This is a genomic window from Citrobacter sp. KH_055_1, assembly GCF_057838705.1.
Window position 1 is genome coordinate 563,004 of sequence record NZ_CM174473.1, and the last position, 21,140, is coordinate 584,143.

General features: G+C 52.4%; 22 protein-coding genes. 9 read left to right on the plus strand and 13 right to left on the minus strand.

Features of this window, described 5'->3' with window-relative positions:
- Positions 1-96: 96 nt before the first annotated feature.
- The 8 genes from tdcB (at position 97) to AC3ITF_RS02860 (ending at position 10,815) form a co-directional block, all read left to right on the plus strand.
- Entirely contained in the window at positions 97-1,086 is a 990-nt protein-coding gene (gene tdcB, locus AC3ITF_RS02825) for a bifunctional threonine ammonia-lyase/L-serine ammonia-lyase TdcB (protein ID WP_096755563.1), read from the plus strand.
- A gap of 22 nt (positions 1,087-1,108) precedes the next feature.
- The gene (gene tdcC / locus AC3ITF_RS02830; protein WP_115257422.1) at positions 1,109-2,440 is read left to right on the plus strand and encodes a threonine/serine transporter TdcC; all 1,332 of its coding nucleotides are present in this window, start codon (positions 1,109-1,111) and stop codon (positions 2,438-2,440) included.
- A gap of 31 nt (positions 2,441-2,471) precedes the next feature.
- On the plus strand, positions 2,472-3,680 hold the full coding sequence (gene tdcD / locus AC3ITF_RS02835; protein ID WP_096755565.1) for a propionate kinase: 1,209 nt from the start codon (positions 2,472-2,474) through the stop codon (positions 3,678-3,680).
- A gap of 28 nt (positions 3,681-3,708) precedes the next feature.
- Positions 3,709-6,003: a 2-ketobutyrate formate-lyase/pyruvate formate-lyase gene (gene tdcE, locus AC3ITF_RS02840; protein WP_096755566.1), complete on the plus strand. Its 2,295-nt coding sequence runs from the start codon at positions 3,709-3,711 to the stop codon at positions 6,001-6,003.
- 13 nt (positions 6,004-6,016) lie between these two features.
- A complete protein-coding gene (locus tag AC3ITF_RS02845) occupies positions 6,017-6,412 on the plus strand; it encodes an enamine/imine deaminase (protein ID WP_096755567.1) in 396 nt (131 codons plus the stop codon).
- 90 nt (positions 6,413-6,502) lie between these two features.
- Positions 6,503-7,867 carry an L-serine ammonia-lyase gene (tdcG, locus tag AC3ITF_RS02850; protein WP_115257423.1) on the plus strand — a complete coding sequence of 455 codons (1,365 nt, stop codon included), beginning with the start codon at positions 6,503-6,505 and terminating at the stop codon, positions 7,865-7,867.
- Between the two features lie 281 nt (positions 7,868-8,148).
- Positions 8,149-9,480, plus strand: a complete 1,332-nt coding sequence (locus AC3ITF_RS02855; protein ID WP_096755569.1) for an SLC5/6 family protein — start codon at positions 8,149-8,151, stop codon at positions 9,478-9,480.
- A gap of 24 nt (positions 9,481-9,504) precedes the next feature.
- A complete protein-coding gene (locus AC3ITF_RS02860) occupies positions 9,505-10,815 on the plus strand; it encodes an L-cysteine desulfidase family protein (protein ID WP_489176112.1) in 1,311 nt (436 codons plus the stop codon).
- A gap of 54 nt (positions 10,816-10,869) precedes the next feature.
- Here AC3ITF_RS02860 and AC3ITF_RS02865 read toward each other — a convergent pair whose 3' ends face one another.
- Positions 10,870-11,031 (minus strand): hypothetical protein, encoded by a 162-nt coding sequence (locus AC3ITF_RS02865; RefSeq protein ID WP_096755571.1) that lies wholly within the window; start codon positions 11,029-11,031, stop codon positions 10,870-10,872.
- Between the two features lie 25 nt (positions 11,032-11,056).
- Positions 11,057-11,758, minus strand: coding sequence for a pirin family protein (locus tag AC3ITF_RS02870; RefSeq protein ID WP_137363373.1), 702 nt, complete (start codon positions 11,756-11,758; stop codon positions 11,057-11,059).
- Between the two features lie 104 nt (positions 11,759-11,862).
- Between AC3ITF_RS02870 and yhaJ the strand changes: the two genes are divergently transcribed.
- Positions 11,863-12,759: a DNA-binding transcriptional regulator YhaJ gene (yhaJ, locus tag AC3ITF_RS02875; protein ID WP_115257426.1), complete on the plus strand. Its 897-nt coding sequence runs from the start codon at positions 11,863-11,865 to the stop codon at positions 12,757-12,759.
- 106 nt (positions 12,760-12,865) lie between these two features.
- Here yhaJ and AC3ITF_RS02880 read toward each other — a convergent pair whose 3' ends face one another.
- From AC3ITF_RS02880 to AC3ITF_RS02930, 11 genes are all read right to left on the minus strand, one after another.
- Complete coding sequence (locus AC3ITF_RS02880; protein WP_115257427.1) at positions 12,866-13,231, minus strand: DUF805 domain-containing protein; 366 nt, start codon at positions 13,229-13,231, stop codon at positions 12,866-12,868.
- Positions 13,232-14,169: 938 nt separating this feature from the next.
- Positions 14,170-15,156 (minus strand): glutathione S-transferase family protein, encoded by a 987-nt coding sequence (locus tag AC3ITF_RS02885; RefSeq protein ID WP_489176113.1) that lies wholly within the window; start codon positions 15,154-15,156, stop codon positions 14,170-14,172.
- Positions 15,157-15,227: 71 nt separating this feature from the next.
- The gene (locus AC3ITF_RS02890; RefSeq protein WP_135324236.1) at positions 15,228-15,620 is read right to left on the minus strand and encodes a DoxX family protein; all 393 of its coding nucleotides are present in this window, start codon (positions 15,618-15,620) and stop codon (positions 15,228-15,230) included.
- 218 nt (positions 15,621-15,838) lie between these two features.
- On the minus strand, positions 15,839-16,138 hold the full coding sequence (locus tag AC3ITF_RS02895) for a YqjK-like family protein (protein WP_096755577.1): 300 nt from the start codon (positions 16,136-16,138) through the stop codon (positions 15,839-15,841).
- Entirely contained in the window at positions 16,138-16,533 is a 396-nt protein-coding gene (locus AC3ITF_RS02900) for a phage holin family protein (RefSeq protein ID WP_096755578.1), read from the minus strand. Before AC3ITF_RS02900 ends, AC3ITF_RS02895 begins: the two co-directional genes overlap by 1 nt.
- Positions 16,534-16,535: 2 nt before the next feature.
- Positions 16,536-16,841, minus strand: a complete 306-nt coding sequence (locus tag AC3ITF_RS02905; RefSeq protein WP_096755579.1) for an ElaB/YgaM/YqjD family protein — start codon at positions 16,839-16,841, stop codon at positions 16,536-16,538.
- A gap of 33 nt (positions 16,842-16,874) precedes the next feature.
- Positions 16,875-17,243, minus strand: a complete 369-nt coding sequence (locus AC3ITF_RS02910) for a DUF1090 domain-containing protein (RefSeq protein WP_096759327.1) — start codon at positions 17,241-17,243, stop codon at positions 16,875-16,877.
- Positions 17,244-17,390: 147 nt separating this feature from the next.
- A complete protein-coding gene (gene mzrA / locus AC3ITF_RS02915) occupies positions 17,391-17,774 on the minus strand; it encodes an EnvZ/OmpR regulon moderator MzrA (protein ID WP_096755580.1) in 384 nt (127 codons plus the stop codon).
- Positions 17,775-17,777: 3 nt separating this feature from the next.
- Positions 17,778-18,440, minus strand: a complete 663-nt coding sequence (gene yqjA, locus AC3ITF_RS02920) for a DedA family general envelope maintenance protein YqjA (protein ID WP_045447871.1) — start codon at positions 18,438-18,440, stop codon at positions 17,778-17,780.
- 350 nt (positions 18,441-18,790) lie between these two features.
- Complete coding sequence (exuR, locus tag AC3ITF_RS02925) at positions 18,791-19,567, minus strand: transcriptional regulator ExuR (protein ID WP_096755581.1); 777 nt, start codon at positions 19,565-19,567, stop codon at positions 18,791-18,793.
- Between the two features lie 132 nt (positions 19,568-19,699).
- Positions 19,700-21,001: an MFS transporter gene (locus tag AC3ITF_RS02930; RefSeq protein WP_096759328.1), complete on the minus strand. Its 1,302-nt coding sequence runs from the start codon at positions 20,999-21,001 to the stop codon at positions 19,700-19,702.
- Between the last annotated feature and the right edge of the window lie 139 nt (positions 21,002-21,140).

Sequence of the window (21,140 nt, forward strand, 5' to 3'; positions counted from 1 at the left end):
ATTAAACTCGATTTAATACGGAATTAATGCCATCGGTCTATATCAGACGTTGGTCACGGCTATCTATTTACTTTAATACCCAGGTAAGAGGTTCTAATGCACATTACATACGATCTCCCAGTTGCAATTGAAGATATCCTCGAAGCGAAAAAAAGACTGGCGGGGAAAATTTATAAAACGGGAATGCCTCGCTCTAACTATTTTAGTGAACGTTGCAAAGGGGAAATTTTCCTTAAGTTTGAGAACATGCAGCGTACTGGTTCATTTAAAATTCGCGGCGCCTTTAACAAGCTCAGTTCTTTAACTGAAGCGGAAAGATGTAAAGGCGTGGTGGCCTGCTCTGCAGGTAACCATGCGCAAGGGGTTTCCCTCTCTTGTGCGATGCTCGGTATTGACGGCAAAGTGGTGATGCCAAAAGGCGCACCGAAGTCTAAAGTGGCTGCTACCTGCGACTACTCCGCAGAAGTTGTGCTGCACGGTGACAACTTCAACGACACGATCGCTAAAGTGAGTGAGATTGTTGAAACTGAAGGCCGCATCTTTATTCCGCCTTATGATGATCCGAAAGTGATTGCCGGCCAGGGGACTATCGGTCTGGAAATTCTGGAAGATCTGTATGATGTCGATAACGTGATTGTGCCAATTGGTGGCGGCGGACTGATTGCCGGTATTGCGATAGCCATTAAATCCATCAACCCGACCATAAAAATTATTGGCGTACAGTCTGAAAACGTTCACGGCATGGCGGCTTCTTTCCACGCTGGAGAAATAACCACACACCGAACGACCGGCACCCTGGCGGATGGTTGTGACGTCTCCCGCCCGGGTACTTTGACCTATGAAATCGTTCGTGAGTTAGTGGATGACATTGTCCTGGTCAGCGAAGATGAAATTCGCAACAGTATGGTGGCATTAATTCAGCGAAATAAAGTTGTGACAGAAGGCGCAGGTGCGCTGGCATGTGCTGCATTATTAAGCGGGAAATTAGATAGCTACATCCAGAATAGAAAAACAGTCAGCATTATTTCTGGCGGTAATATCGACCTTTCTCGTGTATCCCAAATTACTGGTTTAGTTGACGCTTAATATATTTCGTTGAGGATAGGATATGAGTACTACTGATAGCATTGTATCCAGCCAGACAAAACAATCGTCCTGGCGCAAATCGGACACCACCTGGACACTGGGTTTATTTGGTACAGCCATCGGCGCCGGGGTGTTGTTCTTCCCTATCCGCGCAGGCTTTGGCGGGCTGATCCCCATTCTGTTAATGCTGGTGTTAGCGTACCCCATCGCGTTCTATTGCCACCGTGCACTGGCGCGCCTGTGTCTTTCCGGTTCTAACCCTTCCGGCAACATCACAGAAACGGTTGAAGAGCATTTTGGTAAAACGGGCGGCGTGGTCATCACGTTCCTCTACTTCTTTGCGATTTGCCCACTGCTGTGGATTTATGGCGTCACCATTACCAACACCTTTATGACCTTCTGGGAAAACCAGTTGCAGATGCCAGCGCTTAATCGTGGCTTCGTCGCGCTGTTCCTGCTGCTGTTGATGGCATTCGTCATCTACTTCGGTAAAGATCTGATGGTTAAAGTGATGAGCTTCCTGGTATGGCCATTCATTGCCAGCCTGGTACTTATCTCTCTGTCCCTGATCCCTTACTGGAACTCAGCGGTTATCCAGCAGGTGGATCTCAGCAATATAGCGTTGACCGGGCATGACGGTATTCTGGTCACCGTATGGCTGGGTATTTCCATCATGGTGTTCTCCTTCAACTTCTCGCCAATTGTTTCCTCTTTCGTGGTGTCTAAACGCGAAGAGTATGAAAAAGATTATGGCCGCGAATTTACCGAGCAGAAATGTTCCAAGATCATCTCCCGCGCCAGTATGCTGATGGTTGCAGTGGTCATGTTCTTCGCCTTTAGCTGCCTGTTCACGCTGTCTCCGGCAAATATGGCCGAAGCCAAAGCGCAGAACATTCCGGTACTGTCATACCTGGCGAACCACTTTGCTTCACTGTCCGGCACCAAGTCGACCTTCGCGACCGTTCTGGAATACGGTGCTTCTATCATCGCACTGGTCGCTATCTTCAAATCTTTCTTCGGCCACTATCTGGGCACGCTGGAAGGTCTGAACGGTCTGGTCCTGAAGTTTGGTTATAAAGGTGATAAGAACAAAGTCTCTGTTGGCAAACTTAACACCATCAGCATGATCTTCATCATGGGTTCCACCTGGGTTGTGGCTTACGCCAACCCGAACATCCTGGACCTGATTGAAGCGATGGGCGCGCCAATTATCGCCTCACTGCTCTGCTTGCTGCCGATGTATGCCATCCGTAAAGCGCCGTCTCTGGCGAAATACCGTGGCCGTCTGGATAACGTGTTTGTTACTGCGATTGGTCTGCTGACTATCCTGAACATCGTCTACAAACTGTTTTAATCCTTAAGCTCAGGATGAGCGGAGTAGTGAAATGAATGAGTTTCCGGTAGTACTGGTTATTAATTGTGGTTCATCTTCCATTAAATTCTCAGTGCTGGATGCAGCCAACTGTGATGTTTTAATGGCGGGAATTGCAGACGGTATTAACTCTGAAAATGCGTTCATAGCAATTAATGGTGGGGAGCCGGCTAAGCTGGCTCACCACAGCTACGAAGACGCATTAAAGGCTATTGCCGCTGAACTGGAACAACGTAATTTAATGGATAGCGTGGCCTTAATTGGCCACCGCATTGCCCACGGTGGAAGTATCTTTACGGAATCAGCGATAATTACAGATGACGTTATCGACAATATTCGTCGGGTATCTCCTTTAGCACCATTACATAATTATGCGAACCTGAGCGGGATTGAATCCGCACAGCATCTTTTCCCGGGTGTACAGCAGGTGGCGGTATTTGATACCAGCTTCCACCAGACGATGGCACCTGAAGCCTATCTGTACGGTTTACCGTGGAAATATTACGAGGAGCTGGGTGTTCGTCGTTATGGCTTCCACGGCACGTCGCACCGCTATGTTTCTCAGCGAGCGCACGAGCTTCTCGACCTCCAGGATGATGATTCTGGCCTGGTTGTCGCGCACCTGGGTAACGGCGCGTCCATCTGTGCGGTCCGTAACGGACAAAGCGTGGATACCTCAATGGGTATGACGCCGCTGGAAGGACTGATGATGGGCACGCGTAGCGGTGATGTGGACTTTGGCGCAATGGCGTGGATCGCCAGTGAAACCAATCAGACGCTGAGCGACCTTGAGCGTGTCGTCAATAAAGAGTCTGGCCTGCTGGGTATTTCCGGTTTGTCCTCTGACTTACGTACGCTGGAAAAAGCCTGGCACGAAGGACACGAGCGTGCGCAGCTGGCGATTAAAACCTTTGTGCATCGTATTGCACGCCATATCGCCGGACATGCTGCATCGTTACATCGTCTTGATGGGATTATTTTCACCGGCGGCATTGGTGAAAACTCAGTCTTAATTCGCCGTCTGGTGATTGAACATCTGGCCGTATTAGGTGTGAATATCGACAGCGAAATGAATAGTCTGCCAAATTCTCATGGCGAGAGAATTATCTCTGCTAATGATGCTCGAGTTATTTGTGCAGTTATTCCGACGAATGAAGAGAAAATGATTGCTCGTGATGCCATTCATTTAGGCAGAATTAACACACCAGTAGAATTTGCATAATTAATTTTCTGTAGAGAGATTATTTTTCATGAAGGTAAATATCGATACCAGCGATATGCTGTATGCCGACGCGTGGCTTGGCTTTAAAGGTACGGACTGGAAAGAAGAAATTAATGTCCGTGATTTTATTCAGCATAACTACACGCCTTATGAAGGGGATGAATCTTTCCTCGCCGAAGCGACGCCGGCAACCACCGCATTGTGGGAAAAAGTCATGGCGGGCATCCGTATTGAAAACTCGACGCATGCGCCGGTAGATTTCGATACCAATATTGCCACTACGATCACCGCGCACGATGCCGGTTATATTGAACAAGAACTGGAAAAGATCGTCGGTCTGCAAACGGATAAGCCGCTGAAGCGTGCGCTGCATCCGTTCGGCGGCATCAACATGATCAAAAGCTCTTTTGATGCTTACGGTCGTGAAATGGATGCTGATTTTGAGTACCAGTATACCGAACTGCGTAAAACCCATAACCAGGGCGTGTTCGACGCGTATTCCCCGGATATGCTGCGCTGCCGTAAGTCCGGCGTATTAACCGGTCTGCCGGATGGCTATGGCCGTGGTCGTATCATTGGCGATTACCGCCGTGTTGCGTTGTACGGTATTCGCTACCTGGTGCGTGAACGCGAGCAGCAGTTTGCCGATCTCCAGTCAAATCTGGAGTGGGGGCAGAATCTGGAGGCGACGATTCGCCTGCGTGAAGAGCTGTCTGAGCACCGTCGTGCGCTGCTGCAAATGCAGGAAATGGCGGCGAAGTACGGTTGCGATATTTCCCGTCCGGCGCGTAACGCACAGGAAGCCGTACAGTGGGTGTATTTTGCTTATCTGGCCGCGGTGAAATCGCAGAACGGCGGCGCGATGTCGCTGGGCCGTACTGCATCGTTCCTCGACATTTACATTGAGCGCGACTTCAAAGCCGGTATCTTAAACGAGCAGCAGGCGCAGGAGTTGATCGACCACTTCATCATGAAGATCCGCATGGTGCGCTTCCTGCGTACCCCGGAATTCGACACCCTGTTCTCCGGCGATCCTATCTGGGCGACCGAAGTTATTGGTGGGATGGGGCTGGACGGCCGCACGCTGGTCACCAAAAACTCGTTCCGCTACCTGCATACGCTGCACACCATGGGACCGGCACCTGAGCCGAACCTGACGGTGCTGTGGTCTGAAGGCTTACCGATTGCCTTCAAAAAATATGCCGCACAAGTGTCTATCGTCACGTCGTCTTTACAGTATGAAAACGACGATCTGATGCGCGCTGACTTTGAAAGCGATGACTATGCCATTGCCTGCTGCGTCAGCCCGATGGTCATCGGCAAACAAATGCAGTTCTTTGGTGCGCGTGCCAACCTCGCCAAAACATTGCTGTACGCAATCAACGGCGGTGTGGATGAGAAGCTGAAAATCCAGGTCGGGCCGAAAACTGCGCCGCTGATGGATGACGTGCTGGATTACGACACGGTGATGGAGAGCCTGGACCACTTTATGGACTGGCTGGCCGTGCAGTACATCAGTGCGCTGAACATCATTCACTATATGCACGACAAGTACAGCTACGAAGCCTCGCTGATGGCGCTGCACGATCGTGATGTTTATCGCACCATGGCATGCGGTATGGCGGGTCTGTCCGTTGCTGCGGACTCCCTGTCGGCTATCAAGTACGCTCGCGTCAAACCGATCCGTGATGAAAACGGCCTGGCGGTCGACTTCGAAATTGAAGGTGACTATCCGCAGTACGGTAACAACGATGAGCGCGTAGACAGCATTGCCTGCGACCTGGTTGAACGCTTTATGAAGAAAATTAAAGTGTTGCCAACCTATCGCAACGCGGTGCCGACGCAGTCCATTCTGACCATCACCTCTAACGTGGTGTACGGCCAGAAAACCGGGAATACCCCGGACGGGCGTCGCGCAGGTACGCCGTTTGCGCCAGGTGCGAACCCGATGCACGGCCGCGATCGCAAAGGTGCCGTCGCCTCGTTGACCTCGGTGGCTAAACTGCCGTTTACCTATGCCAAAGATGGTATCTCGTACACCTTCTCGATTGTGCCGGCTGCACTGGGCAAAGAAGATAGCGTGCGTAAAACCAACCTGGTCGGTCTGCTGGACGGTTATTTCCATCATGAAGCGCATGTCGAAGGCGGTCAGCACCTGAACGTCAACGTCATGAACCGCGAAATGCTGATGGATGCTATTGAGCACCCGGAAAACTATCCGAACCTGACGATCCGCGTGTCTGGCTATGCGGTGCGCTTTAACGCGCTAACCCGCGAACAGCAGCAGGACGTTATTTCACGCACTTTCACCCAGGCGCTTTAACGCCGGAGGGTTTATGAGAAAAGTTATTGCAACCGACTGTGCGCCAGGGGCGATTGGGCCTTACGTACAGGGCGTGGATCTGGGCAGCATGGTGTTGACCTCAGGTCAAATCCCGGTATGTCCGCAGACCGGTGAAGTTGCCGAACACGTGACCGATCAGGCGCGTCAGAGTCTGGAAAACGTGAAAGCGATCGTTGAGTCCGCCGGTTTGAAAGTGAACGATATCGTGAAGACCACCGTTTTCGTGGCCGATCTGAACGACTTCGCCACCATTAATCAGGTGTATCAGCAGTTCTTTGATGAGCACGAGGCTATCTATCCGGCACGCAGCTGTGTGCAGGTTGCTCGCTTGCCGAAGGATGTGAAGCTGGAGATTGAAGCCATCGCCGTACGCGGCGACACGGTGTAACTCCCCGCGGGGCGATCGTCAGGATCGCCCCGATCCCGTTAATGAGTGTGAAACCTGGTCTTCACTGAACGGCAATCCGAGGGTGTGGATATGATTAGCGCATTCGATATTTTTAAGATTGGCATTGGACCTTCCAGCTCCCATACCGTGGGGCCAATGAACGCAGGTAAAAGCTTTATCGACCAACTGGTCAGTAGCGGAGAATTGCACCAGACCACGCGCATTGTGGTCGATCTTTATGGTTCACTCTCCCTGACCGGAAAAGGTCATGCGACCGATGTCGCCATCATGATGGGCCTCGCAGGTAACAGTCCGCAAAACGTGCAGATTGATACCATTGCGGGTTTTACCCAGGATGTGGCCCGTACCGGACGTCTCCCGGTGGCAGAGGGCACGCATATCGTTGATTTCCCTCCTGCTGAGAACATTCTCTTCCATAGTGAAACGCTCCCGCGCCATGAAAATGGTATGCGCATCACCGCGTGGAACAGCAACGAGACGCTATTAAGCAAAACCTATTACTCCGTTGGCGGTGGTTTTATCGTTGAGGAGGATCACTTTGGTCAGGCGCACGACGTTGAAGCGCATGTGCCGTACAATTTCCATTCTGCCAGCGAGCTGCTGAAACTGTGTGAGCGAAACGGGCTTTCCGTTTCCGGCCTGATGATGCAAAACGAGCTGGCGATGCGCAGTAAAGATGAGATTGACGCGGGTTTTGCGGCAATCTGGGATGTCATGCACGCAGGTATCGAGCGCGGTATGAACACCGAAGGCGTCCTGCCCGGTCCGCTTAACGTTCCGCGTCGCGCCGTGGCATTACGTCGGTTGCTGGTTTCCAGCGACAATCTGTCCAGTGACCCAATGAACGTCATCGACTGGATTAACATGTTCGCACTGGCCGTGAGCGAAGAGAACGCCGCCGGGTGCCGGGTTGTTACCGCCCCGACAAACGGTGCGTGTGGCATTATCCCCGCCGTGCTGGCCTATTACGACAAGTTCCGCCGCCCGGTGAATGCGAACTCCATCGCCCGTTATTTACTGGCTGCGGGGGCGATAGGCGCGCTGTATAAGATGAATGCGTCTATCTCTGGGGCCGAAGTGGGCTGCCAGGGTGAGATTGGTGTGGCCTGTTCCATGGCTGCCGCCGGACTGACAGAACTGCTTGGCGGGAGCCCGGCGCAGGTCTGTATTGCCGCTGAAATCGCCATGGAGCATAACCTGGGGTTAACCTGCGATCCGGTCGCCGGACAGGTGCAAATTCCGTGCATTGAACGTAATGCGATCAACGCAGTAAAAGCGGTTAACGCCGCGCGTATGGCGCTGCGCCGCACGTCAGAACCTCGGGTGTCGCTCGATAAAGTTATCGAGACGATGTATGAAACTGGCAAAGACATGAACGATAAATACCGCGAAACCTCGCGCGGCGGTCTGGCGATCAAAGTAGTGTGTATGTGAGTTAATCAAAATAGCATGACCAAAAAGGTGCACAGAAGTGCACCTTTTTTTGTTGTGATCTGCTTCAAAAACAGAAATCGATCCCACCTTTGATGTTTTCAAGAGAAAATCTTTCTTTACCTGTAGGGATTATAGGGTTTTGTTTGTGAAGTTTTTCTCTGACCCTGAGCGTATGATTTTCTTCATTCTAAGAGCTCACCTGCATCTTATGAATTGCGTATCGCCTTGACGCAATACGAAAAAAATAAAAAAACCTCTACCTACACATTAAGCGGGAAATTATGGAAACGGCTACGAATAACAGCGTAATACTCGACGCATCCGCTCCGGCGCGCCGGGCGGGAATGACCGAAAGTGAATGGCAGGAAGCCATTAAATTCGACAGCATGGACACCGGTTGGGTCATTATGAGTATCGGTATGGCGATTGGCGCGGGGATTGTTTTTCTTCCCGTCCAGGTGGGTCTGATGGGGTTGTGGGTATTCCTGCTGTCCTCGATTATCGGCTATCCCGCGATGTATTTGTTCCAGCGTCTGTTCATCAACACGCTGGCTGAGTCTCCTGAGTGCAAAGATTACCCAAGCGTCATTAGCGGTTATTTAGGCAAAAACTGGGGCATCCTGTTAGGGGCGTTGTATTTTGTGATGTTGGTTATCTGGATGTTTGTTTATTCCACCGCCATCACTAACGACAGCGCTTCGTATCTGCATACATTTGGCGTGACCGAAGGGTTACTGTCCGACAGCCCGTTCTATGGCCTGGTGCTGATTTGCATCCTGGTGGCTATCTCGTCACGCGGTGAAAAATTACTGTTTAAAATCTCCACCGGCATGGTGTTGACCAAGCTGCTGGTCGTTGCCGCCCTTGGCGTGTCGATGGTCGGGATGTGGCATTTGCATAACGCTGGCTCGCTGCCGCCGATGGGGCTGCTGATCAAGAATGCGATTATTACGCTGCCCTTTACGCTGACCTCGATTCTGTTTATTCAAACCTTAAGCCCGATGGTTATCTCGTACCGTTCTCGCGCAAAATCCATTGAGGTCGCGCGTCATAAAGCGCTGCGCGCCATGAACATCGCGTTTGGCATACTGTTTGTCACCGTCTTCTTCTACGCCGTCTCTTTCACCCTGGCAATGGGCCATGATGAAGCGGTGAAAGCCTACGAGCAGAACATTTCCGCCCTGGCGATTGCCGCACAGTTTATTAGCGGTGACGGCGCGGGTTGGGTGAAAATCGTCAGCGTTATTCTGAACATCTTTGCCGTGATGACCGCCTTCTTCGGTGTGTACTTAGGCTTCCGTGAAGCGACTCAAGGCATTGTGATGAATGTGCTGCGTCGCTACATGCCTGCTGAGAAGATCAACGAAATCTTCGTTCAGCGCGGCATCATGGTCTTCGCTATTTTACTGGCCTGGAGTGCAATTGTGCTCAATGCGCCGGTACTGAGCTTCACCTCTATTTGTAGCCCAATCTTCGGCATGGTGGGCTGTTTGATCCCGGCCTGGCTGGTCTACAAAGTTCCTGCACTGCACAAATATAAAGGCGCTTCCCTGTACCTGATCATCATCACAGGCCTGCTGTTGTGCGTTTCTCCGTTCCTGGCATTTTCTTGAGTTATCTGAGTGAAGGTCGTTGCTATGTTTGAGACTACATTGAATCCATTATGGGACTGTTTTATCCGCGCGGTGCAGGAAGAAGTCAAACCTGCCCTGGGCTGCACCGAACCTATCTCTCTGGCTTTGGCAGCGGCAGTCGCATCCGCTGAGCTGAACGGCGCGGTTGAACGCATTGATGCGTGGGTCTCACCCAACCTGATGAAAAACGGCATGGGCGTGACCGTACCGGGCACCGGAATGGTAGGGTTGCCCGTCGCCGCTGCGCTGGGTGCGCTGGGTGGCAATGCCCACGCGGGTTTAGAAGTGCTGAAGGATGCGTCCGCAGAGGCCATAGCCGACGCCAAAGCCATGCTGGCTGCCGGAAACGTGGCGGTGATGCTGCAGCAACCTTGCGAAGATATTCTCTTCTCACGCGCTAAGGTGTACAGCCGTGACGGGTGGGCGTGCGTCACGATTGTTGGCGGTCATACCAACATTGTGCACATCGAAACCCATAATGGTGTGGTGTTCAGTAAAGAAGAACAGACGCAGGATGAAGAGCTGGATTCGCCGCTGGCGGTGTTATCCCACACCTCGCTGGAAGAGATTCTGGCGTTTGTGAATGCGGTGCCGTTTGAGTCCATCCGCTTTATTCTGCAGGCGGCAAAACTAAACGGGGCGCTGTCTCAGGAAGGGTTACGCGGGACATGGGGATTACATATCGGTGCTACGCTGGAGAAGCAGTGTGCCCGTGGCATGCTGGCAAACGATCTTTCAACCGCCATTCTGATCCGTACCAGTGCGGCGTCGGATGCGAGAATGGGTGGCGCGACGCTGCCGGCGATGAGTAACTCCGGTTCCGGGAACCAGGGGATCACCGCCACGGTTCCGGTGATGGTGGTGGCCGAGCACTTCGGTGCGGATGATGAAAAACTGGCGCGTGCGCTGATGTTGTCACACCTGAGTGCAATCTATATCCATCATCAGCTTCCTCGCTTGTCGGCTCTGTGTGCGGCAACGACGGCGGCGATGGGCGCGGCGGCGGGGATGGCATGGCTGGTGGATGGGCGCTATAACACCATCGCTATGGCGATCAGTAGCATGATTGGCGATGTGAGTGGGATGATTTGCGATGGCGCGTCAAACAGCTGTGCGATGAAAGTGTCTACCAGCGCGTCGGCGGCATGGAAGGCGGTACTCATGGCGCTGGACGATACGGCAGTGACCGGTAACGAAGGGATTGTGGCGCATAATGTCGAGCAATCTATTGCGAATCTGTGTGCGCTGGCATGTCGTTCGATGCAGGAAACCGACAAGCAGATCATTGAGATCATGGCCAGCAAAGCGCATTAATCTGTAGGCCGGGTAAGGCGTAACCGCCACCCGGCGTCAGTCTGAGCCGCCTTATCAGGCGGCGTCTTCTTCTTCCTGCCTTTGCTCGGCATCGGCAACAATCGCTTCCAGTTCCGTCAGCATATCTTCATAGCCAAAGGTTTTGGTCTGGACGACCGTGTCCTGAATTTTGGCTTTGACCGCCGGCTTACGCTTTTTTGACGCTTTCTTGCTCATTGTCGTACTCCCTTGTTTTTCCTGACTATACGGGCAAATCTATCAGCAAAGCGCGCAAAGGCGTATCGGCAACTAATGTTATGTTAGCTTCGTCACGAATAAATGCGCCGTCACCACAGGTCAGCGCTTCTTTTTCTGCTCCAGCCGTTAGCGCATGGAACGTGCCGTGGATCGACTGCAGATAGGCGCGGGGGCCGTGTAATTGAAAACTCAGTGATTCACCTTGCTTCAATTCGACATGGTGTATCCACACCTGCTGGCGAAGATGCAGGCTGCCTTGTTCTCCGTCCGGGGAGGCGATCAGTTGATACTTGCCGGTCGCCAGCGTGGCTTTCTGTACACAGGCATTTTCCCGCTGCGGGCAGGCGTCCAGCCATAATTGCATGCGGGTTAATGGCTTATCCTTGTTAAGGTTGTGCTCGCTGTAGCTAATCCCAGGCTGCGTGGCGAGCAGTAAAACCTCACCGGCTTTTGCCCGGACATGGTTGCCTTCGCTGTCGCGATATTCCGCTTCCCCTTCAAGGATCAGGTTGACGATATCCACCTTCGGATAGGTACGCGGCTGGAAAGAGGCCCCCGGTGCCAGAACTTCCTGGTTCAGAACACGCAGCGAGGCGTAACCCAGCAGCTTAGGATCAAAATAGTGTCCAAAGGAGAAGGTATAACGGGCTTGCAGCCAGCCGTAGTCTGCCTGTCCGCACTGTTTTGCTGTTCGGGTAGTAATCATCTTTCTTGACCTCTCTTTACTTCCTTTTATGTTAAATGGCTGGACGCTGTATTGTTAGCCAGATATTCTGCCCGGTATGTTCAAATTTCCTGAATGAGAACGACATGGCCAAAGAAAGGGCATTAACGCTTGAAGCGTTACGCGTAATGGATGCAATCGACAGACGTGGCAGCTTTGCCGCTGCGGCGGACGAACTGGGGCGCGTTCCTTCCGCTCTCAGCTATACCATGCAAAAGCTGGAAGAAGAGCTGGATGTGGTGTTGTTTGACCGCTCAGGCCATCGCACAAAATTTACTAACGTTGGACGCATGCTACTGGAACGTGGACGCGTGCTGCTCGAGGCGGCTGATAAGCTGACCACCGATGCCGAAGCGCTGGCCCGCGGCTGGGAAACGCATCTGACGATCGTCACCGAAGCGCTGGTACCCACGGCAGCGTTCTTTCCGCTCATCGACCGGCTCGCCGTGAAGGCCAATACTCAGCTTTCAGTGATCACTGAGGTGCTGGCTGGGGCATGGGAACGCCTGGAGCAGGGAAGGGCGGATATCGTGATCGCCCCGGATATGCATTTTCGTTCATCGTCAGAAATTAATTCCCGCAAGCTGTATACGCTGATGAACGTCTACGTGGCTGCGCCGGATCATCCTATCCATCAGGAGCCGGAGCCGTTGTCGGAAGTGACCCGAGTGAAATACCGGGGCATTGCGGTGGCGGATACCGCCCGTGAGCGCCCGGTGCTGACCGTCCAGTTACTGGATAAACAGCCGCGCCTGACGGTGAGTTCAATCGAAGATAAGCGCCAGGCGCTGTTGGCCGGGCTGGGTGTGGCGACCATGCCGTATCCGCTGGTGGAAGAGGATATTGCCGCAGGTCGTTTGCGCGTGGTGAGCCCGGAGTCCACCAACGAAATTGATATCATCATGGCCTGGCGACGGGACAGTATGGGTGAGGCCAAATCCTGGTGTCTGCGGGAAATTCCGAAGCTGTTTGCGGGGAAATAAGGTGGGGTTAAGCCGGATGCGGTGCAAGCACCTTATCCGGCCTACAAAACGGAGTAGGTTGTAGGCCTGATAAGCGCAGCGCCATCAGGCATCTCTACGTGCTACGTCAGGACAGTTGTTTAGGGTCTGCACCGAAGCGGTTGCTACCCGGCGTGCCGTTCTGACAGTTGAAAATAATGATAACTAACCAGCCAATAATGGGGATCAACAGGATCAGCAGCCACCATGCAGAACGGTCGGTGTCATGCAAACGACGGAACTGCACTGCCCACCACGGTATAAATACCAGCACACCATAAATCGTCGTTAATACGCCTTCTCCCCCGGCGCGTTGCCAGCCAAGCATGTTGTCCAGGATGCTGAGTACGAAAGAAAAGATGATGTTGACCAGAACAAACATCCAGTACTCTTTGCGCCGAGCCCGGCCGCCAAAACCAAAATAGTTCTTAAGAACGTTTAGATACCAATCCATTTGCGCCTCATTTTGCGTTCAATCACTTGTTTTTAAAGTAATCAAATTAAGAATAGCTGCGAATGAAATGGTGGTAAATATTTGTCGTATTAATTATTTGGTCCCCTGATGGGTAATACTTATCAGTGAACGCCTCAGTTTCAGAAAGTATCAACCTGTGTTGGCGGAAGTAATGAATATACGCTCTCAGAGAAAGGGTTCCGTTCACCTTATGTTCATCGCTTCTCTTAAGTATTGGTTCATGTGAACGTGTAAAGGGCGTTCTCCGCCACGCCCTTTACAATCCCGGCTCCCGGCGGGAAAATTGCCACTTCGTGGTTCCCTCCGCTTTTTCCTTCAGGCTTTCGGGCCGGGCGCGATGTAACGTCCCTGTAAAGCGCGCCCTGAACCCGCATCCCTGCGGGTTCTCCCGGCCTTACGGAAACACGTCGGCAATTTTCAGCCGGACCAGCCACGCCTGACTACCGGTATTTTTATTTGAATATATCTGAACAGCATAAGAGATTTAACTGAAAGTCAGAGAGTTGAAGCGATGACCCATGTCCGGCTGAAAATCGATGAGTCGTTGACGGCTGACCGGGTCTGCCCGCAGGGATGCGGGCAGAGGGGACGGCCTGCAAGGATGCAGGCTCGGCCCCGACCCGACAGGCAGACGGCATAAGACGAATAACAAAATTGCCGGGAGCAATTTTGAACAGCGCTTGCGCTGGCCCCGAAGGGTGAGCCCCAGGGATGGGGCGAATAAATCGCGTAGCGACGATTTTCCCGCCGGGAGCCTGGGTTGCAAGGGAGGCGGCGGTGAGCCTCCCTTGCACGTTCACGGGTAACGGCGTTTCAGAGAAATGACACAGCTGAGGTGAACGGAACCCTGAGCAAAAATCACATGTTCGCCATACATGCTTAACTAATCGGCATTACCCCAAAGGGACCAGTGTAAATCATGCGAAACGGCTGTCTCGTCCATGTGGCTCGTTGAGATCCTGCCATGGCCCGATTGAAATAATACCGGTCGGATTGATGTTTTTGTGGCTACGGAAGTAGTGATGACGGATATGGTCAAAATTGATGGTCTCCGCAATGCCCGGCATCTGGTAAATATCGCGCAGGAAACCGTACAGATTCAGGTAGTCACTGATGCGGTGCTTATCGCACTTGAAGTGGGTAACATACACCGGATCAAAGCGTACCAGCGTGGTCCACAGGCGAATATCTGCCTCGGTCAACTGGTCACCGGTCAGATAGCGATGCTGACCCAGAATCTGCTCCAGTCGCGCCAGTGAGTGAAACACTTTATCAACCGCCTCATCATATGCCTCCTGACTGGTGGCAAAACCGGCTTTATAGACGCCATTATTGACGTTGTCATAAATCCAGCTGTTCAGCTCGTCAATTTTACTTTGCAGGGCAGGCGGGTAGTAATCACCGGCTTTGGCGCCCAGTGCATCAAACGCCGTGTTAAACATGCGGATGATCTCCGCCGATTCATTACTGACGATGGTGTGATTCTTTTTATCCCACAGCACCGGTACGGTGACGCGGCCGCTGTACTGCGGGTCGGCGTGCAAATAGAGCTGATAGAGAAACTCGTGCTGGTAGAGCGTATCTCCCGTGGCGGCCGGGAAATTATCATCAAACGTCCAGCCGTTCTCTAGCATCAGCGGATGCACAACGGAAACGGAGATAAATGGCTCCAGACCTTTGAGCGTGCGTAGAATCAGCGTGCGATGCGCCCACGGACAGGCGAGGGAAACGTACAGGTGGTAACGGTCTTTTTCGGCGGCAAAACCGCCTGTGCCGGTCGGGCCAGGTTCGCCATCCGCGGTGAGCCAGTTACGGAAAGCCGATGCAGAACGTTGAAATTTTCCCCCGGTAGATTTTGTGTCATACCAGGTGTCATGCCAGACGCCGTCAATAAGTTGTCCCATGGTTTTGCCTCCTCAGATAGCAAAAGCGAGGAGATGTCTCCTCGCTTTTTGATGCGTTTAGTATAGCTTGCTTACCACTTTTTATTCAGTACGCGGTCAATGCTGAATGCGCCTGGACCGGTGATAGCCAGCAGCAGGAAACCGCCTGCGATGGTTAAGTTTTTCATGAACATCAGCGAGTTCATCCCTTCCGCAAAGTTGCTGTGGAAGATGAACGCGGTCAGCACCGTGAAGCCTGCGGTAAACAGCGCGGTAGTACGGGTCAGGAAGCCGAACAGAATGGCCAGGCCGCCGCCGAACTCAAGCAGAATAACCAGCGGTAACATGAACCCCGGAACGCCCATGGCTTCCATATATTGTTGGGTACCCGCATATCCGCTGATTTTTCCCCAGCCTGCAGAAATAAACAGGATTGGCATCAGAATGCGTGCTACCAGTACACCAACATCTTCTAATTTTTTCATCGTACTCTCCAGGAAACCACTCAGGCGGCTGATTTTGTTTTTTGTTGCATTAACGCTGTATAGGGCGTTGTTGCTGTCGATGGAGAGAATCATAAACGTGACGAATGACAATTGTTAGCAAGGAAAACTGTCAGTATTTTTCAAAAATTTTGAGTGAAGGGGGGTGATAGAATGAAGTAGGCCTTGCTATCAGGCCTACGTGGGGAGAACAGAAGAGATTAACCGCGCAGTTGCTGCTGTCTGATGGTCGCTTTGACCAGTCGCCAGGCGCTCCAGACGCTAAAGCCGCGTTTGGCCCAACGGACGAGCATATTTGGGTGGCGAATAGTACGAACGGCTATGATGCTGCTGCCAACCAGTATCCACGAGCGCAGGTTCAACAGCGTGTTCCAGCCGCGATCGTATGCAGCAGTGACCTCCAGCCAGTCGCGGCGGGTGGCGGTCAGATCCAGCCGTTGCTGCTGGATCTGACTAAGCAGCAGCGCCTTACGTTTTTCGCGTTCGACTTTACTGCTCATTATGCATCATCCTCCAGGGCCTGCCTGTCGTTAGCAAGTTCATGGCGGGTATGACGTAACAGCGTTGACTTACGGGCTTTACGTAGCGTCCATATCCCGCCAATGAGCGCCAGAAGCAACAGCACAACGGTGGTGGCTATCATCGCGTTGAGACGGTACTGAGGGTCAATGGCCCAGATGATAAGCACCATCAGGCTCATCAGGCCAAATGCTGCGAACAGCATGGTTAGCCCCAGCATCAGCAGCAGCTGAAAGAGGTTGGCTTTTTCCTCTTCCAGTTCAACAACGGCCAGACGTAACCGGGTCTCAACTATCTCGACGAGGATCGTGATGATCCGTTGTCCGATACCCAGTACGTTTTTGCCTGGACCTTGTGCGTGATCGGAGTCCGCCATTGTTAGCGGCGCGACAGCAGTACGCCAAGCACCACGCCGACCGCAGCGCCAATACCGACGCCTGTCCATGGATTTTCGCGTACGTAGTTGTCGGCTTTTGCCGCGGCTTCGCGAGTTTGCTTAGCAATCACATCGCTGGTTTCACCTAGGCGATTGCGGCTCTCTTTCAGCGCGCGTTCTGCTTTACTGCGAATTTTACTCAACTCTTCTTTCGACTTATCGCCAGAGGAGCTCAGTACCTCTTCAAGCGTATCCGCAAGGGATTTCAGCTCAGCGCGCAGGTGTTCCGTAGCATTATCTTTTGACATAGTTTTCTCCAGGTGAGTGGGTCGTTACCGTACTTAGTAATCGCGTGACTCGAGTTCTTTCAGTTCAGTCTGAGCTTCGGCAAGCTTGCGCTCGCGTTTGGTGATTTTATCTGTATCGCCTTTTTGTTTCGCCTCGGCGAGATCACGTTTACGCTCGGCGATCTCATCTTTCTGTTCTGCAATTTTTTTCTGATGCTCGGCACGTAGCTTGCTGTCAGAACAATTGGCCCGGACTTCGCTCAGGGCCTTGTTCAGGCCGTTGATACGACTCTGATTGTTGTGCTTTTCGGCATAGCTAATCTCCCGCTGAATATCGTGTTCTTTTTCCTGACAGAGGGTGTTGGCGTAGCTGCTGGCACTGAGAGCGAAAAGGGTAACAGCCAAAGCGATGCGGTATTTCATACTTGAACCTTCCATTGTGATTCGACCCGGTAACGCGAGGGTCGTTGCTCCAGATAAAAAAGCGTGGGCCATAAACCCAGCTTATTAATCATAGGCACTAAACGGCGAAATCACCAAAGTGGGTGAAATAATTCAGATTCCTGGAAGTTAACCAAAACGGTGTGGGTTATCACGCAAACGTGATAACCACTGCACCGCCTGATTATCATCATCCTGTTGGGCGATGACGAAGCCGTGCGGTAACGTTCTGTCGAGAACGACCTTCGCGGCTGCGCTTTGCGCGCTGGAATCAAAGGTGATCAGCAGCGCATCATTTTGCGGGGTAATGCTTTTAAAGCGAATGCCGTTGGCATCCAGATGATGCCAGATAGAAAAACCATCTGGCATGCTGGCGCCCTGGTTAACGGCGCGAATGGCTAGCGTCGACTCCTGCTGACGAATGGCAGACCAGGTCAGGATAAGCGCGCCTAAAAACAGGATAAAGGTGGTTGTCCAGGCCAATCGTCGGAGCGTTATGCGTGGTAGCAGCATAATTTATCCCCGGTTCCCGTATTTCTTTTTCCATAAAACAACCAGTGAACCGGCGAGGCCAAACACCAGTAAAACAACGGGAAGCAGCATCAGGCACGACATTAACTGATCTTCGTACTTGAGGAACACCGGCGTTTTGCCCAGCAGATAACCGAGTGACGTCAGGATCAAGACCCACAGCAGTCCGCTCATCCAGTTGAAGAACTGAAAGCGCGCATTGTTCAGGCCGGAGAGTCCTGCAATGGTCGGCAGCAGCGTTCTGACGAAGGCAATGAATCGCCCGACCAGCAACGCAGACAGGCCATGTTTATGGAACAGATGGTGCGCGCGCTGATGATAATGCGCGGGAAGATGAGAAAGCCAGTTTTGCACGATGCGGGTATTCCCCAGCCATCGTCCCTGGATGTAGCTGACCCAACAGCCGAGGCTGGCCGCGGTGGTGAGGAGCAGCACCGTTTGTGGAAAGCCCATTGCGCCTTTAGCAATAAGCACGCCGACCAGCACCAGTAAGCTGTCACCAGGTAAAAAGGCCGCAGGAAGCAGCCCGTTTTCCAGAAACAAAATGGTAAACAGGACAAAATACAGCATGCCAATCATCGACGGATTGGCCAGAGTTTCAAAATCCTGAGCCCACAAGGCATTCAGTAATTGAGTCAGTAGTTCCATTCAGTATTCCTGGAGAAATCGGTTGTCGTCATGCCGGTTTTCTGGAGTTTGTAACGCCGCAATATTATTGATCTTTTTTTGCATGTATCGCGGTCTGACACAAATTCACGGCCTGAACTGTTCCCTGTTAAGTTGCAAAGTAAGCAAGCACTGATACACAAAAATTCAAAACGCATGTAATTGTAACAAAGGTCAACGTAGTCCGTTATAGAAATTACGGTCGCTGAACCGTGATTTTGCTTATCGCAAAGGAGGGTGGCGAGAGGATTTACACAGGCTGACACTTTATACCTAATGCTTACCGAGCGTCAGAAACAGGCGCCCTGGCGCGCCTGTGAATATGAGAACGCTTATTTTGCCCCGTTAGCGGCCGTATCCAGATGAACCACCGGATTATCGGTAAAAAGATAACGGTCGGCGTTGAACTCAAAATCATCGCTGGTTTCGTTAAACAGCATCTGTTTGGTGTTCTCAAGGTGCTGCCACATCGCCAGTTTGGCAGCATGGGGATCTTTACGGATTAATGCCCGTAGGATCTGGTCATGGTCATCGCACCAGTTATCTACCGTGCGCAGGTCGATGTGATCGTGCAATTTCTTCCAGTACGGGTTGTGAACACGCTGAGTCCACATTTTTTCAACAATCGCCGCCAGTGCGGTATTTTGCGTTGCCAGCGCCACTTGCACATGGAACTGGAGATCCCACTCGGAGTCACGGAAGCTTTTTTCGTTGCGCGACTTCTCCTGGATTTCCATCAGTTTCATGATGTCCTGTTTAGTCACCTGGGTGGCGGCAAACTCGGCAATATTGCTCTCTATAAGCTGGCGTGCCTGCAGCAGTTCAAATGGACCGTAGCTGGCAAACTCAAGATTGGCATCTGGCGCGACGTAGTGTTTTGGCTGGTTAGAGATGACGTGGATCCCGGATCCTTTACGCACCTCAACGTAGCCCTCAACCTCGAGCATGATAATGGCTTCACGGACCACGGTACGGCTGACGTTCTTTTCATCGGCGATAAAGCGCTCGGCGGGAAGTTTTTCACCCACCAGGTAAACACCCTGCTCAATGCGCGCCTTCAGATCGGCAGCAAGTTGTTGGTACAAACGTCGTGGTTCGGTGATTTCCATATGCGCTCCAGGCATGATACGGCAGACTCTATTTGTTATACCACTTTTGCGAATTTGGCTCCACTTGTGACGATAAAAAAGCCGCCAGAACGCTGGCGGCTTTGAACGTATTTCGTTGGTGATTGAGTCAGGTCAACTTTGTGGTGCGGGATCGCCGGTTTGCGGTCCCGAGTCGACCTCGCTGGCCGGTTTGTTTTGCAGCACCGTCCAGATGACTAACGCACCGAGCAGGTCGAATACTGCCAGTACCGCAAACAGTGGGCTAAAGCCGATAGTGTCAGCCAGGGCGCCCACGACCAGCGCAAACAGGGTACTTGCCAGCCAGGCAGACATCCCGGTCAGACCGTTCGCTGTAGCCACTTCATTACGACCAAAGACGTCAGAAGAGAGGGTGATCAACGCACCGGACAGGGCCTGGTGAGCAAAGCCCCCGACGCACAGCAGCGCGATGGCAATATACGGGCTGGTAAACAGACCAATCATGCCCGGGCCAATCATCAGGAATGCGCCCATGGTGACGACCATTTTACGTGACACAATCAGGTTGACGCCGAACCAGCGCTGGAACAGCGGCGGCAGATACCCACCAACGATACAGCCGAGGTCAGCAAACAGCATGGGCATCCAGGCGAACATGGCAATTTCTTTCAGGTTAAAGCCGTAAACTTTAAACATGAACAGCGGGATCCAGGCGTTAAAGGTACCCCAGGCCGGCTCTGCCAGGAAACGCGGCAGTGCAATGCCCCAGAACTGGCGGTTACGCAGGATCTGCGCGACGGACATTTTCTTCGCCGTGCCGTTTTTATGCTGTGATTCCTGGCCGTTGAGAATGTAATCACGTTCTTCGTCGGACAGTTTTTTCTGATCGCGTGGGTGTTTGTAAAACACAAGCCAGCACATGGCCCAGATGAAGCTCAGGACACCAGAGATAATGAACGCCATCTGCCAGCTGTGCATCACGATGGCCCAGACTACCAGCGGCGGTGCAATCATCGCGCCAATAGAGGAACCGACGTTAAAGTAACCGACGGCAATGGAGCGCTCTTTGGCCGGGAACCACTCCGAGCTGGCTTTCAGGCCCGCTGGGATCATCGCCGCTTCAGCTGCACCGACCGCGCCTCGCGCCAGCGCCAGTCCACCCCAGCTTCCAGCCAGTGCAGTCGCGCCACAGAAGACGGCCCACAGAACGGCGAACATCGCGTAACCTATTTTTGTTCCCAGCACGTCCAGAACGTAGCCAGCAACGGGTTGCATAACGGTGTAAGCAGCAGAGTACGCTGCGATGATATAGGAATACTGTTGAGTGGAGATGTGTAACTCTTCCATCAGCGTTGGCGCAGCTGCCGCCACAGTGTTACGCGTCAGGTAACCCAGCACGGTGCCAAGCGTCACCAGTGCGATCATATACCAACGTAACCCTTTAATTTTACGCATGTAAAACCTCATCGTTTTGTTATTTCCGCGAACGAGCGGTCATCTTCCTGTGTAGGGCGGAGGATGTTCTTTTTACGAAAGGGGTGACCGAAAAAAACCGGTACTCCCCGAACTTTGCCATTTCAAGAATCGTGCTAAT